This window comes from Brevundimonas sp. Leaf363, from assembly GCF_001424025.1.
Classification (GTDB): domain Bacteria; phylum Pseudomonadota; class Alphaproteobacteria; order Caulobacterales; family Caulobacteraceae; genus Brevundimonas.
Genome location: NZ_LMPZ01000004.1, coordinates 112,937 through 125,642, shown reverse-complemented (window position 1 = coordinate 125,642; position 12,706 = coordinate 112,937). Strand labels below are relative to the sequence as shown.

Sequence of the window (12,706 nt, the reverse complement as noted above, 5' to 3'; positions counted from 1 at the left end):
GGATGGCGGACTCAGCGACTCCTCAGAGCGGTTGCGCCGAGATGAGCGGAGGGTGCGTGGGCGGTATCGCTTGACCCCGCCCCCAAACAGGCCCTTGTCGCCCGCATGGCGACCGAGACCATGTTTATCGTGCAGGCCTATGTGCAGGGGCGCGGGAAGGGGTTGAAGGCGGAGCCTCAGGTCGGGTGCAAGACGGCGGAGGAGGCTCGGCGCAAGGCGGAGCGGCTCGCCCCGCTTAGGCTCGGCGTCGTGGCGTTCTCGGTCTCGGCGGACACCGAGATGGGCGACTATGACGAGAGCCCGACGATCATTTTCAAGGCGGGGACGCTGCCTGAGATGTTCGACTAAAGGCGCGCGGGCGAGAGGTCCGACGCCGCCTCTACAGGCGAGTCGCGGCGGTGTTGCGCGCGTCGCCTTCGCAGCCGTCATCGCCCTTTGCTGCCAGCAACAGGCCATCTGCCTGCCTGGGTTGGCGCGCCTGCCATCCTCTCGCACATGACCTCTGCGCCCGATCCCACCCCCGACCCCCGCCCCGCGCACTATCGCCTGTCGACCGAGACCTGGGCGATGATCCTGGAGGAGTACAAGGGCGGGGCGACGGCGCGGGCTTTGTCGGCCAAGTGGCGGGTCAGCGAGCATGCGATCCGCAAGCGGGCGACCCAGCACGGGGCGACCAAGCGCGATCATGGCGATGCGCAGGCGCGGGCCGGGGCGGCGGCGCGGGCGGCGGCGATGGAGGCGGCGCTGGCGGATGCTCCGCAAGCGTGGGCGGCGCGGCTGTTCCTGCCGGAGGACTTGGACGCGCCGGACGAGGGGGATGCGGCGGCGCTGGCGCACACGGCGCTGATGGCGTCGGGGCGGGCGATGCGGGGGCGGCTGTGGACCGAGGCGCGGGCGCTGGCGGGACTGGCCGAAAGCTATGCGCGGCTGGGCGCGCGGGCGGAGGCGGCGACGGAGCTGACGCCGGAGACGGCGCCGCTGTCGCTGATCTATCGGATCCTGATGCGCGGGTGGGAAGGGTTCGGGGGCCGCTTTTCCATGACCCAGCGGTCGCGCAACCAGGACGAGGAAGACCTGAAGGCGGCCTTCTGGTCCGAACGCAAGTCGATGCGCGACGCCGAGGCCGTGCTGAAGCAATGGGCCGAGGAGAGGGCTCGGCGGTGAGACGGAGCCTTCGGCCGCGCAGGGGATCGGCGTGCGACAGGGCCGTCCTGGCGCATCGGCCGTACGGAATGTTTACGCAAAGGCCTGACAATGGCCCGAGTTCTTATCCGGAAGCGTTTCATGCCCTGTACTGCCTGCCGCGACGGCGCCGCCTTCGACATCGCGATCACCATGGCCTTCCAGCCGATCGTCGATGTCGCCCGGCGCACGGTGTTCGCGCAGGAGGCGCTGGTGCGCGGGCTGGATGGAAGCGGCGCGGGCGCGGTGCTGGCGCAGGTGTCGGACGCGAACCGCTATGGCTTCGACCAGCTGTGCCGGACCACCGCCATCGAACAGGCCGCGGCGCTGGACATGACCGCCTCGGGCGCCGCGCTGTCGATCAACTTCCTGCCCAACGCCGTGTATGAGCCGCGCGCCTGCATCCGCGCGACGCTGGAGGCGGCCTTGCGGACCGGTCTGCCGACCCACGCCATCATCTTCGAGTTCACGGAGAACGAGGCGCTGGACACGGGGCACCTGCTGAACATCCTGCGGTCGTATCGCGCCATGGGGTTTCGCACCGCCATTGACGACTTCGGGGCCGGCTATGCGGGGCTGGGGCTGCTGACCAAGTTCCAGCCGGATATCGTCAAGCTGGACATGGACCTGGTGCGCGGGATCGACGCCGACCCGATCAAGCGCAGCGTCGTGCGCCACACCCTGGCGTTGCTGGACGACCTGGGCATCCGGCCGGTGTGCGAAGGGATCGAGACGGCGGCCGAATACGCCGTGCTGCGCGATCTGGGGGTCACCCTGATGCAGGGCTATCTGTTCGCGCGGCCGGTGGTGAATGCGCTCGCCGACATCGTCTGGCCAGAGGATGCGGCCGGCGACGCGCGCGCCGCCGTCCGCGCGGCAGGCTGAGGCGACGCGATCCCGTGCCGCGGCGGAGGCGGAACCGGTCGGATCGCGCGTACGTTCGGCATCGGACTCTAGGAGGTTTCGATGAACCGAATGATTTCCGTCGCCGTGGCGACGCTGATCGCTTCCACCCTGCCGCAGATGGCGGCCGCGCAGCCCGGTAACGGCAACGGCAACGGCAATGGCCACGGCGCCGAGCGGGGCCATGGCGGCGGTCCGCGCGCCGAGCGCTCGCGTGACGACAACCGGGGCCATGGCCGGGACAACGACGGCAAGCGGGGGCAGGAGCGGGCGGAACGTCCGAACGGCGGCCCCATGCGCGCCGCGCGTCCGGACGATCGGCGCGATCCTCGTCCGCAACAGCGGGCCGAGCGGCGGGACGACCGCCGCGATCCCCGTCCCGAGGCGGTTCGCGTGATCGAGCGCCAGGTGGTTGCGCCCGACCGCACGCGCATCGTGTTCCGTGACCGGGTCGAGCGCCGCGTGATCGACGGCTGCCCGCCCGGTCTGGCCAAGCGGGACAACGGCTGCCTGCCGCCCGGCCTGGCGCGGCAGGTCGATCGGGCGCGCGACGACGACCGCTACGACCGCTACCGCTACGTCTGGAACGTGCGGGACGCCAACGACTACCGGTACCGCGACGGCTATCTGTACCGCACGAACGCGCAGGGCGGGCTGCTGGGCTATCTGCCGGTGCTGGGCGGCGCGCTGTGGACCGGCAACACGTGGCCGGCGCAGTACAACTATGAGCCCGCCCCCGCCTATTATAGCCAGTACTACGGGCTGCAGGACCGGAACGCCTATCGTTATGCGGACGGGGTCCTGTACGGCGTCAATCCGCAGAACCAGTCGATCACCCAGGTCGCCGCGCTGCTGACGGGGCAGAACTGGACGGTGGGTCAGCCGATGCCGGCCGGCTACGACGTCTACAACGTGCCCTACGCCTATCGGAACCAGTATGCGGACGGACCGCAGAGCATGTACCGCTACAGCGACGGCTATGTGTACCAGGTCGATCCGACGACGCAGCTGGTGCAGACCGTGATCCAGCTTCTCACCTGAACCCGACGGACATACGACCATGAACACGCTTCAACGTCGGGCGGCGATGTCGCTCGTGCTTCTGTCGCTGACGGCCGCGCCCCTGGCGGCGTGTGGTGAGAAGGCTGAGACGACGGGCCCGGCCGGTACGCCGGCGCCGTCCTCCAAGACCCTCGCCGAAGCCTTGAAGGGCGAGGGCGATCTCAACGCGCTGGAAGGCGTGGTGGGCGGCTCGGGTCTGGCGACGGTGCTGGACGGCAAGGGGCCCTATACGGTGTTCGCACCCGTCGACGCGGCCATGCAGGCGACCGGCGGGGCGAACGACCTGTCGGATGAGGCGCTGCGGGCGCAGAGCATCGCCCTGCTGCGCGCGCACACCGTGCCGGGCGCCCTGACCCGGGCGGACATCAACGGCGCGCTGGACCGGGCCTCAGGCGGGTCGGTCGAGATGCGGACGATGGCGGACGGACTGCTGAAGTTCACCCGCGACGGCCAGACGATCGTGGTCACCGCGCCCGATGGTGCGGTCGGCCGACTGACCGGCGCGGAGACCTTGGCCAGCAACGGCGTGCTGCAACCCGTCGACGGCGTGCTGGTGAAGCCAGCCGCGTAAGCCTTGGCGCCGGCGCGTCAGAGGGCGCCCGGCGTTTCCGGCGCTCGGAGGAAAGCCGGGTCCAGTGGCTGCCGGCGGGGCCAGACCTCGTCCAGGGTGCGGCTGTCGTAGAGACGGCCGCCCTTCATCACCCAGTGCAGCGACAGGGTGTTGGCGATGGTCTCGCGCGGGTCGGCGTCCATGATGAGAATGTCGGCGAACTTGCCCGGCTCCAGGCTGCCGACTTCGCCGATCCGGCCGATGGTCTCGGCCGAGCCCATGGTGGCGGCGTGCAGCACCTCCATCGGCGTGGCGCCGCCCGCTGCATAGGCCTGCATCTCCCAGTGCATGCCCAGGCCCTGAACCTCGCCATGGCTGCCCATGCCGACCAGGCCGCCGGCCCGCTGGACGCGCAGCGCGTCCGCGGCGAAGCGGGCGTAGGTCTGGGCCTCCTCGGGCGCCCAGTGTCGGTCGCGTAGCTTCTCCTCGATCACTTCGCGCGGCATGAAACGCTGGACGCGCGGATCGTCCTGCGGACGCTGGTGGATGATGTCCTCGAACAGCGCCGGCCAGCCGCCGTAGAGCACCGACAGGGTGGGCGTATAGCTGGTGCGCGTGAACGCCATCAGGGTCACGACGTCCTCGCGCAACGGCGTGACGGGCAGGGCGTGCTCATTGCCCGCGAAGCCGTCGATGAAGTGGGTGAGGCCCAGGTTCAGGTCGCTGGCGCCCTCGGTGGTCGCCATCATGCCCTCGGCCGCCAGCACCCCGGCCACGCGCCGCCGCGTCTCGCGATCGCCGGTCATATAGGCCTTGATGTTCCGCGTCCGGTAATGGTCGCGATAGCGGGTCAGGACGCCCGCGACATCGGCCTCGGTGGCATTGGGGCTGTTGCGGAACATGCCCGGCCCGGTCGACCAGGCGCGCGGGCCGGGCGCCATGCCGGCGTCGATCATGTCCTGATAGACGAAGACGTCGGGCGTGAAGGGCTGAACCTCCAGACCCGAGGTGACCCCGAAGCTGAGGTTGGCCAGGAAGTCCCAATGGCCGACCGACTGCAGGTCGCGGCGCACCTCGAACCAGTGGGCATGGGCGTCGATGAAGCCGGGGGTGATGAACTTGCCGTCCAGGCGACGGATCTCGGCGCCGTCCGGTATGGACACCTGGCCGCGCCGGCCGATGGCGGCGATGCGGTCGCCGATCACCAGCACATCGGCGTTCTCGATCACCTCGTCGCCGCGCATGGTCAGGGCCGTCGCGCCGCGCAGGACGACGGCGCCAGTGGGGACGTCGCGGGGGACGGTGACGTGGGCCTCGGTAGTCGAGGCGGTCGCCTCGGCGGCGGTGAAGGAGGCGCGGTCGACGGCGCTGAGCGACAGGACGCGCAGGGTCGATCCGACGGACCAGACCAGGCTGCGGCCATCCGCGCTCCAGCCGAGCGTATCGGCGCCGACGGCGGTGATGCGGTGCGTGCCTTCAGCGCCCAGCGTCACGGTCGGGGCGGCGTCGTCGGTACGGGCGGGCGTTTCGACCAGCCACATCTCAAAGGCCTGACGGACCAGGGCGTGGGCGCCGTCGGGGCTGAGGCGGACCTCATCCGCGGCGACGTTCACGCCGACATACTGCGACGGCGACTGGCCCAGCACGCCCAGCTCGGCGCGCGGTTCTCCGCCGCTCAGGGCGACAGACTGAACGCCGCCGGGGGTGTAGTAACGCACCCGCTGACCGCTCGCGTCGAAGCCCAGAAAGCGGGCGCCGAAAGTGCGGGCCAGCCGCGTCTCGGCGCCGCCCGAGGCGGGTAGGGTGACCACGTCGGTGTTCCGCAGTGGCGATATCTCATTGACCGTGCGGACCCGGTCGAACTGGCTGGCGCGCAGCACCGCCAGGGTCGCGCCGTCAGGCGAGAAGACCGGCTCGGTGTAATAGGCGTCGGTGGTCGTCAGGCGCGTCGGCGCCCCGCCCGCGACGGGCAGGGTCCAGACCGCGCCGCCGTCGTGGTCGGTCCAGGTGACATAGGCCAGGGTCGATCCATCGGGCGACCAGCCGGGCTGGAAGACCATGCCGCTCGCCTCGCTCAGGCGACGCGGCGGACCGCCCGCGCGGTCCTGCAGATAGAGGCCGCCCAGAGCCGTGAAGGCGAAGGTCTTTCCGTCCGGAGACAGGCGCGCGCCTTGCGCGATGCGGACGCGCACAGGCCCGGCCTCTTCCGGGATCGACAGACGCGTGTTTGGCCCGATCGCCAGATCGACGGGCGCCTGGAAGGGGATGGCGCTGAGCGACAGGTCCGCCAGCGTCAGTCGCTGAATGCGGCCATCCAGGCTCAGGACGATGGTCTGGTCGTCGGCCGCGAAGGTGAAGCGCGGCGTCAGGCCGTAGTAGAAGCCGCCCTCCTGTCCGTCGTGGTCGATCGGGATCAGCGGCCGGTCCTGACCGGTCTCCAGATCGCGCAGTCGCAGCCACGTCTGCTGGCCCTCGCGGGCGGCATAGGCGATGCGGCGGCCGTCGTGCGACAGGGCCGGGCTCATGGCGCCGCCCGCGCCGGAGATGACGGTGGTCTCCTCGCCCGAGGCGAGGTCGCGGCGCGCCACAGACCACTGCGGCGGGTCCTTCAGCGTCCAGAGATGGCCTGAGCGAACCGCGTAGTAGATCGCCTTGCCGTCCGGCGACGGCTGGACGCCGAGGGCGTTGCGGCGGTTGTCCCAGTCGTCGTTTCCATTGGGCTGGGCCTTGGTGATCTGCTTGCCTGCGCCGCCCTCGGCCGGGAAGGCCCAGATCTCGTAGGTCAGGACCGAATGGACCATGCGCGAGACGTAGACCGCCGCGCCATCTGGGCTCCACGCGGGCGCCGCCATGACGTTCAGGCTGGTCTCCGCCGAAAGCTGGCGCGGGTTGGATCCGTCGGCGTCGGCGGTCCACAGATTGGTCACGCCCGACCGGTCGCTGACGAAGGCGATGCGGCGGCCGTCGGGTGAGAAGACGGGCTGGCTCTCGAACGGGACGCCGGCCAGGATCGGCGTCGCCGCCCCGCCTGTCGCATCGACCGCATAGAGGTCGCCCAGGATGTCGAAGACGATGCGCCGGCCGTCCGGCGACAGGTCCGGGTGCATCCAGGTGCCGGTCTCGGCCGTGAACGTCAGCTGGCGCGGGGCCGGAGCTCCATCAGCAAAACTCGCGCCCGCCGGTGTGGCGAGCGCGAGCAGCAGAAGTGGAAGACGGGCGCGCTTCATCACGCCCCTCCCTAACTTAGTACGACCAGTCGAAGCGAATGCCGAAGGTGCGCGGGCGCACGATCGAACCGGCCGGGACCGCCTGCGACGTGAAGGGGGCGTTCAGCACGCCGTAGGCGTCCGTCACGTTGTTCACGAAGGCCAGCAGCTTGACGCTCGGCGTCAGTTCGACCGCCGCGCGGATGTCGAAGATGTCGAAGCCGCCGCGCTGGTTCGGATTGCCGAAGGCGACCGGTGCCTCGGACAGATAGCGGTGCGCCAGATCGAAGCTGGGCGCGCCCCACCAGCCGGACGGCGCGTAGGTCAGGTTGTTGGCGATCGACCACTCCGAGGAGCCCGGCAGGGTCGAACCGGCCGCATAGCCGCCGCCCACCGCGAAGGTGTCCGGCAGGAACTCGGTCAGCGACGCTTCCTGATAGGTGATGTTGGAGTGGAAGCTCAGGTCGTCCGTCAGCGCGACCTGCGTCGACAGCTCAAGGCCGTTGATCTCGGCCCCGCCGGCGTTGGTCACATACGAGTAGTAGTACGGCGCGTCGGTGAACAGGCGCGCCTGGATGTTCTCCCAGTCGATGTGGAAGACGGTCACGTCGAAGGTGTAGCGGCCGTCCGCGGTAGCCGAACGCACGCCCAGTTCGTAGTTCTTGGTGGTGTCGCTCTCGTAGCTTTCCGGGATGCCGTCCAGAATGGCGGCGTTCGGGTTCGGACCGCCGACGCGATAGCCTTCCGAATAGGTGCCGTAGACCATCAGGTTGTCATGCGGACGGTAGGTCAGCGTGACCTTGGGCGTGAAGCCGTTTTCCGACTGGGACTGGCCGAAGGTGGCTTCATTGGAGATGCCGCCGGGGAACAGCGAGCCGGCCGCGTTGGTGATCGTCGCCGAGTTCTGGGTGTCGTAGTAGCGGCCGCCCAGGATCAGCTCCAGTTGGGGCGTCAGCTCCCAGGACACTTCGCCGAAGATGCCGAAGTCTTCGTTCTCGCTGTCCGCGAAATAGCCGTAGATGGCGTCGTTCGGGGCCAGGACCGAGCCCGACACGCCGCCGTACAGGACAGGGTTGGCGTCGATGAAGGCGGCGGCGCCCTGCTGATAGATGCGGTCGCGGCTGGACTTTTCGGCCTTCAGGTAGCTGACGCCGACCAGCCAGTTAAAGGGACCGTCGCCCGGCGACGACAGGCGCGCCTCCAGGGTGTCGATCGTCGCTTCGGCCACGCCGACCGAATAGGCGGCGCCGTCGCCGCTCGTGACGCCGGTCACATAGGGATACGGGTAGGACAGGACAGTCGTGTTGTCCTTGTCGTTGTGCGAGGCGATGACGGTCAGGTTCGCGAAGCTGAGCGTCTGGTCCAGGCGCAGGGTGTTCAGCCAGAAGCTGGTTTCCTGCGTTTCAGCGCGCGGCGTGTTGCGGATGTAGGGGTTGTTCAGGTCCAGATAGGTCTGGTCGTCCAGCTCGGTCTCCTGATAGGCGCTCAGGAAGGTGACCTTGGTGTCCGGCGTCGGGGTGTAAACCGCCGAGCCGCGCAGGCCCGAGACGCGGAAGTCGTTGCTGCCCATCTCGCCCGTGCCCGGGTTGTCCAGATAGCCGGCGTCGACGCGCTGGTTCGCCGTCAGGCGCACCGCCAGGGTGTCGGCGACGATCGGCACATTGACCATGGCCTTCAGCGCATAGTTGGCGTCGCCGTCCGAGTTCTTGGTCGAGCCGACCTGGGCCTGGGCCGCCGCGTCGAAGCCGCCGGTGTCGGCCGTCTCGACGATGTAGTTGACCAGGCCGCCCAGGGTGGACGAACCGAACAGGGTGCCCTGCGGGCCGCGCAGCACTTCGACGCGCTGCAGGTCGAAGGTGTCGACGTCGGGAATGCCGATCGGGAAGCCGGGCTCAACCACCGGCACTTCGTTGATGTAGTAGCCGACCGTGGTCTGGCCCTGCTCGTGATAGGTGGTCGCCGCGACGCCGCGGATGATCACCTCCGAGATGCCCGGCTGGTAGTCGTTGAAGACCACGCCCGGCAGGCGGACGATGTAGTCGGCCAGGCTGGAGGCGCCGGCGGCCTGGAGCTGCTCGCCGGTGATGGCGCTGATGGCCAGCGGCGTGTCGCGCAGGCTTTCGTCGCGCTTGGTGGCCGTGACGATGATGTCCTCGACCGTGGCTTCCTGCGCCTGGGCCGCGCCCGAGATCGCCATGGCGGCGCCCAACGCCCCCAGCGACACGGCACTGAACAGTTTGACCGACTTCATTCTTGATCCCCTTTTTGGGCGGCCCGCCTCTTCCCTATCCCCAGGACGCTTTGGCCGCAGGTGCAGGGTTTCGGTCGAATGGTCCCACCAGACACATCCAATCTGGCAAAGGCGACGGGTCCAAGCCCTCCGTGGACCGATCAGTCTGGCCCCGTTGCAGAAATGGAACTGGACGGCTTCGGACGGGCGGGGGAATGAGACGGTCGCCGTCCGATCTCCAGCCCGCAGGTTCCGCCATGTTCACCCGCCGCAGCCTTCTGACCGCCAGTGTGGCGACCGGCGTCGCCGTCATGGACCTGCCGGCGTGGGCGATGCAGGCCGGGCTGGATCTGGCCCTGGTCAACGGACGGATCTGGACCGGCGGCGCGATCGGCGCGCCCTTCACCGACGCGATCGGGATCACAGGCGATCGCATCGCCGCCCTGGGGTCGCAGGCGGTGCGCGCCGCTTCCACGCCGATGACGCGCGTGGTGGATCTGGGCGGCGCCTTCGTCATGCCGGCCTTCATCGACAACCACACCCACTTCTTCACCGGCTCGGCGATGCTGCAGCAGGTCGATCTGCTGGCCGCGACGGACCGGGCCGATTTCGCGCGCCGGCTGGGCGAAGCGGCGCGCGCCGCGCCGGGCCGCTGGATCAAGGGCGGCAGCTGGGACGAACAGCGGCTGGGCGGGGCGCTGCCGAGCAAGGACTGGATCGACGCCGTCACCCCCGACACGCCGGTCGCGGTGCCGCGCACCGACCTTCACACCATGCTGCTGAACTCCGCCGCGCTGCGGCTGGCCGGGATCACCCGGGACACGCCCGATCCGGCCGGCGGCCTGATCCTGCGCGACGCGGCGGGCGAGCCGACCGGCATCCTGAAGGACAACGCCATCGAACTGGTCAACGCCGTCATCCCGGCCGAGACCCAGGCGGAGATGGAGGAGATCGTTCGCGGCGGCATCGCCCACGGCCTGAAGCACGGCGTCAGCCAGGTGCACATGCCGGAACTGGACTGGCGCAGCCACGACACCGTCCGGGCCCTGCGGGCCAGGGGCGAGACCGACATGCGCTTCTATTCGTTCGCGCCGATCCGCGACTGGCGGAAGATGGCCGACCTGGTCGCCGCCGAGGGCAGGGGCGACGACTGGGTGCGCTGGGGCGGGGTGAAGGGACTGGCCGACGGCTCTCTGGGCTCGCGCACGGCGGTCTTCCACGATCCCTACACCGACATGCCGAGCGAGACCGGCAAGCGCGTGATCCCCAAGGACGAACTGCATGAGCTGGTCACGGCCGCGGACGCCGCTGGCCTGCATGTCACGGTCCACGCCATCGGCGACCTGGCCAATGACGACGTGCTCGACATCTTCCAGCAGGTCGTACAGGCCCATGGCGAGCGCGATCGCCGCTTCCGCATCGAGCACGCCCAGCACATCCTGCCGTCGTCCGTGTCGCGCTTCGCCGCCGAGAAGGTGATCGCCTCGGTCCAGCCCTTCCACGCCATCGACGACGGCCGCTGGGCGGTCGAGCGGATCGGGCCGGAGCGGCTGCACGGCACCTACGCCTTCCATTCGCTGATGGCGTCGGGCGCCACGGTGACCTTCGGCTCGGACTGGCCGGTGGCGCCGCTGGACCCGCTGCTGGGCGTCTATGCGGCGGTGACGCGCGAGACCATCGACGGCGCCAATCCGCAGGGGTGGCTGCCCGAGGAGAAGGTGACCGTCGAACAGGCTCTGGTCGCCTACACGGCCGCCAACGCCTACGCCGGCTTCCAGGAGGATCGTCTGGGCAAGCTGGCGCCGGGGTTCCTGGCCGATCTTGTGGTGCTGGGGGCCGATCCGTTCACGGCCGACGTCGAGACGCTGAAGGAGATCCCCGTGTTGGCCACCTACGTCGGCGGCCGCGCCCGCTATCAGGCCTGATCGTCGCTTGGCCCCCGGCACGCGTCAAAGTTGGATGTGGGCGGTGGTCTGCTCGGACCCTAGCGCTGGACGCGTGGAATGGGGGATGCATCGATGGACGGAACCGGCCCGGCGCCGCGCCCCGGCGTCATGAACCGGTTCGAGCCGGGGTCGCCGGCGGACGTCGCCGCCCTGACGCGCGCGCAGATGCTGGGGCTGGTGATCTGCGGCCCCTTCGTGACGCCGCTGCCGCTGCTGACCGAGACGGATGCGTCCGGCGCCGTCACCGGCTTTTTCGGCCATTTCGCGCTGAGCAATCCGCAGGTCGAGGCGCTGAAGGCTGAGCCCCGCGCCCTGATCGTCTTTCAGGGACCGCACGCCTACGTCCCGCCCGCCTGGGTTTCGGACCCGACCTGGGCGCCGACCTGGAACTACGCCCTGGCCAGCTTCCAGGTCGATCTGACCTTCGACGCGTCGGAGAACGAACGGTCGATCGTCGAGCTGTCGCGCGCGCTTGAGGGCGACCGCTGGACCCCGGCGGAAATGGGCGCGCGCTTCGCCCCCATGCTGACCCGCATCCTGGCCTTCCGCGCCCGGGTCGTGGCGACCGAGGCCAAGTTCAAGCTGGGCCAGGACGAGAAGCCGGGGACGTTCGCCGAGGTGATCCAGGCGCTGGGCGACGATCCCATCGTGCCCCTGATGCGGACCCAGCGCGGCGAATGACGGCCGAACCGGACCAATTGCACCCGGAAATCCGCGCCTTCCGGGACTTCATCCTGGGCGGCTATGCGGGACAGGGCGAGGCGCGGGACCGCGATCACCGCCGCCAGATCGCCGAGGCCGTGCGCGCGCCGTTGCAACAGGGCGGCCCCGCGATGGCGCGGACCGATCACGTGATCGTTGCGGGACGGCGTCTGGTCATCCACCGGCCGGTCGAGCGCGAGGCGGCGCTGCCGGTGCTGGTCTATCTGCACGGCGGCGGCTGGGTGCTGTTCAGCATCGACACCCACGACCGGCTGATGCGCGAGTACGCGGCGCGCAGCGGTTTCGCCGTCCTGGGGGTCGATTACAGCCTGAGCCCGGACGCGGCCTATCCGCAGGCGCTGAACGACATCGACGCGGCCATCGACTGGCTGGAAGCCGAGGGTGAAGCGCACAGCCTGGACTCCTCGCGCTGGCTGATCGGTGGAGACTCGGCCGGGGCCAATCTGTCGATGGGCGTGACCCTGCGTCGCCGCGACCGGGGCCAGAGCCTGCCGCGCGGCATGGTGTTGAACTACGGCGCCTTCGACGATCTGCGCCGGGCCAGCCACGACCAGTATGGCGACGATCGGTACATGCTGACGCCGGAAGAGATGACCCAGTTCTGGGCCGACTACGCCCAGGGCCGGTTCGACGATCCCTACATCCGACCCTTGCTGGCCGACCTGATCGATTTGCCGCCGGCCCACCTGGCGATCGCCGCCTGCGATATCCTGGCCGACGAGAACCGCGAGATGGCGGTGCGGCTGGCGGCGGCCGGCGTGCCGACGGACGTCCGCGAATACGCCGGGGCCAGTCACAGTTTCCTGGAGGCCAGCGCGACGTCCAGCATCGCCCAAGAGGCGCTGGACGCTGCGGCCGCATGGATGAGGGCCCGCGTCGCCTGAGCGTTGCAGCCGCGCCGTGG

General features: G+C 69.7%; 10 protein-coding genes. 8 read left to right on the top strand and 2 right to left on the bottom strand.

Annotated elements, in window-relative coordinates; translation table 11 throughout:
- The first annotated feature begins 105 nt into the window (after positions 1 to 105).
- The 5 genes from ASG17_RS13140 (at position 106) to ASG17_RS13120 (ending at position 3,718) form a co-directional block, all read left to right on the top strand.
- Positions 106 to 348 (top strand): hypothetical protein, encoded by a 243-nt coding sequence (locus tag ASG17_RS13140; RefSeq protein WP_056104702.1) that lies wholly within the window; start codon positions 106 to 108, stop codon positions 346 to 348.
- Positions 349 to 495: 147 nt separating this feature from the next.
- On the top strand, positions 496 to 1,164 hold the full coding sequence (locus ASG17_RS13135; protein ID WP_056104699.1) for a hypothetical protein: 669 nt from the start codon (positions 496 to 498) through the stop codon (positions 1,162 to 1,164).
- Positions 1,165 to 1,284: 120 nt separating this feature from the next.
- On the top strand, positions 1,285 to 2,067 hold the full coding sequence (locus ASG17_RS13130; RefSeq protein ID WP_056104697.1) for an EAL domain-containing protein: 783 nt from the start codon (positions 1,285 to 1,287) through the stop codon (positions 2,065 to 2,067).
- Between the two features lie 81 nt (positions 2,068 to 2,148).
- Positions 2,149 to 3,126 carry a hypothetical protein gene (locus ASG17_RS13125; protein WP_056104693.1) on the top strand — a complete coding sequence of 326 codons (978 nt, stop codon included), beginning with the start codon at positions 2,149 to 2,151 and terminating at the stop codon, positions 3,124 to 3,126.
- A 19-nt stretch (positions 3,127 to 3,145) separates the two neighbouring features.
- Positions 3,146 to 3,718 carry a fasciclin domain-containing protein gene (locus ASG17_RS13120; protein WP_056104689.1) on the top strand — a complete coding sequence of 191 codons (573 nt, stop codon included), beginning with the start codon at positions 3,146 to 3,148 and terminating at the stop codon, positions 3,716 to 3,718.
- 17 nt (positions 3,719 to 3,735) lie between these two features.
- Here the strand turns inward: ASG17_RS13120 and ASG17_RS13115 are convergent, their stop codons facing one another.
- Together ASG17_RS13115 and ASG17_RS13110 are read right to left on the bottom strand one after the other, a co-directional pair.
- Positions 3,736 to 6,924, bottom strand: a complete 3,189-nt coding sequence (locus ASG17_RS13115) for an amidohydrolase family protein (protein WP_082496285.1) — start codon at positions 6,922 to 6,924, stop codon at positions 3,736 to 3,738.
- A 16-nt stretch (positions 6,925 to 6,940) separates the two neighbouring features.
- Positions 6,941 to 9,154 (bottom strand): TonB-dependent receptor, encoded by a 2,214-nt coding sequence (locus tag ASG17_RS13110; protein ID WP_056104685.1) that lies wholly within the window; start codon positions 9,152 to 9,154, stop codon positions 6,941 to 6,943.
- A 236-nt stretch (positions 9,155 to 9,390) separates the two neighbouring features.
- Here ASG17_RS13110 and ASG17_RS13105 point away from each other — a divergent pair, with 236 nt between their 5' ends.
- The 3 genes from ASG17_RS13105 to ASG17_RS13095 all read left to right on the top strand — a co-directional run bounded on the left by ASG17_RS13105 (position 9,391) and on the right by ASG17_RS13095 (position 12,686).
- Positions 9,391 to 11,058, top strand: a complete 1,668-nt coding sequence (locus tag ASG17_RS13105; protein ID WP_056104682.1) for an amidohydrolase — start codon at positions 9,391 to 9,393, stop codon at positions 11,056 to 11,058.
- 78 nt (positions 11,059 to 11,136) lie between these two features.
- Complete coding sequence (locus tag ASG17_RS13100) at positions 11,137 to 11,760, top strand: FMN-binding negative transcriptional regulator (protein ID WP_082496284.1); 624 nt, start codon at positions 11,137 to 11,139, stop codon at positions 11,758 to 11,760.
- Positions 11,757 to 12,686, top strand: a complete 930-nt coding sequence (locus ASG17_RS13095) for an alpha/beta hydrolase (protein WP_056104675.1) — start codon at positions 11,757 to 11,759, stop codon at positions 12,684 to 12,686. The genes ASG17_RS13100 and ASG17_RS13095 overlap by 4 nt, the downstream gene beginning before the upstream one ends.
- Positions 12,687 to 12,706 lie beyond the last annotated feature (20 nt).

Coding starts and splice junctions, on each gene's coding strand:
- ASG17_RS13135 (WP_056104699.1), top strand. CDS start 496: ATGACCTCTGCGCCCGATCCCACCCCCGACCCCCGCCCCGCGCACTAT.
- ASG17_RS13125 (WP_056104693.1), top strand. CDS start 2,149: ATGAACCGAATGATTTCCGTCGCCGTGGCGACGCTGATCGCTTCCACC.
- ASG17_RS13100 (WP_082496284.1), top strand. CDS start 11,137: ATGGGGGATGCATCGATGGACGGAACCGGCCCGGCGCCGCGCCCCGGC.
- ASG17_RS13115 (WP_082496285.1), bottom strand. CDS start 6,924: ATGAAGCGCGCCCGTCTTCCACTTCTGCTGCTCGCGCTCGCCACACCG.
- ASG17_RS13130 (WP_056104697.1), top strand. CDS start 1,285: ATGCCCTGTACTGCCTGCCGCGACGGCGCCGCCTTCGACATCGCGATC.
- ASG17_RS13105 (WP_056104682.1), top strand. CDS start 9,391: ATGTTCACCCGCCGCAGCCTTCTGACCGCCAGTGTGGCGACCGGCGTC.
- ASG17_RS13120 (WP_056104689.1), top strand. CDS start 3,146: ATGAACACGCTTCAACGTCGGGCGGCGATGTCGCTCGTGCTTCTGTCG.
- ASG17_RS13095 (WP_056104675.1), top strand. CDS start 11,757: ATGACGGCCGAACCGGACCAATTGCACCCGGAAATCCGCGCCTTCCGG.
- ASG17_RS13140 (WP_056104702.1), top strand. CDS start 106: ATGGCGACCGAGACCATGTTTATCGTGCAGGCCTATGTGCAGGGGCGC.
- ASG17_RS13110 (WP_056104685.1), bottom strand. CDS start 9,154: ATGAAGTCGGTCAAACTGTTCAGTGCCGTGTCGCTGGGGGCGTTGGGC.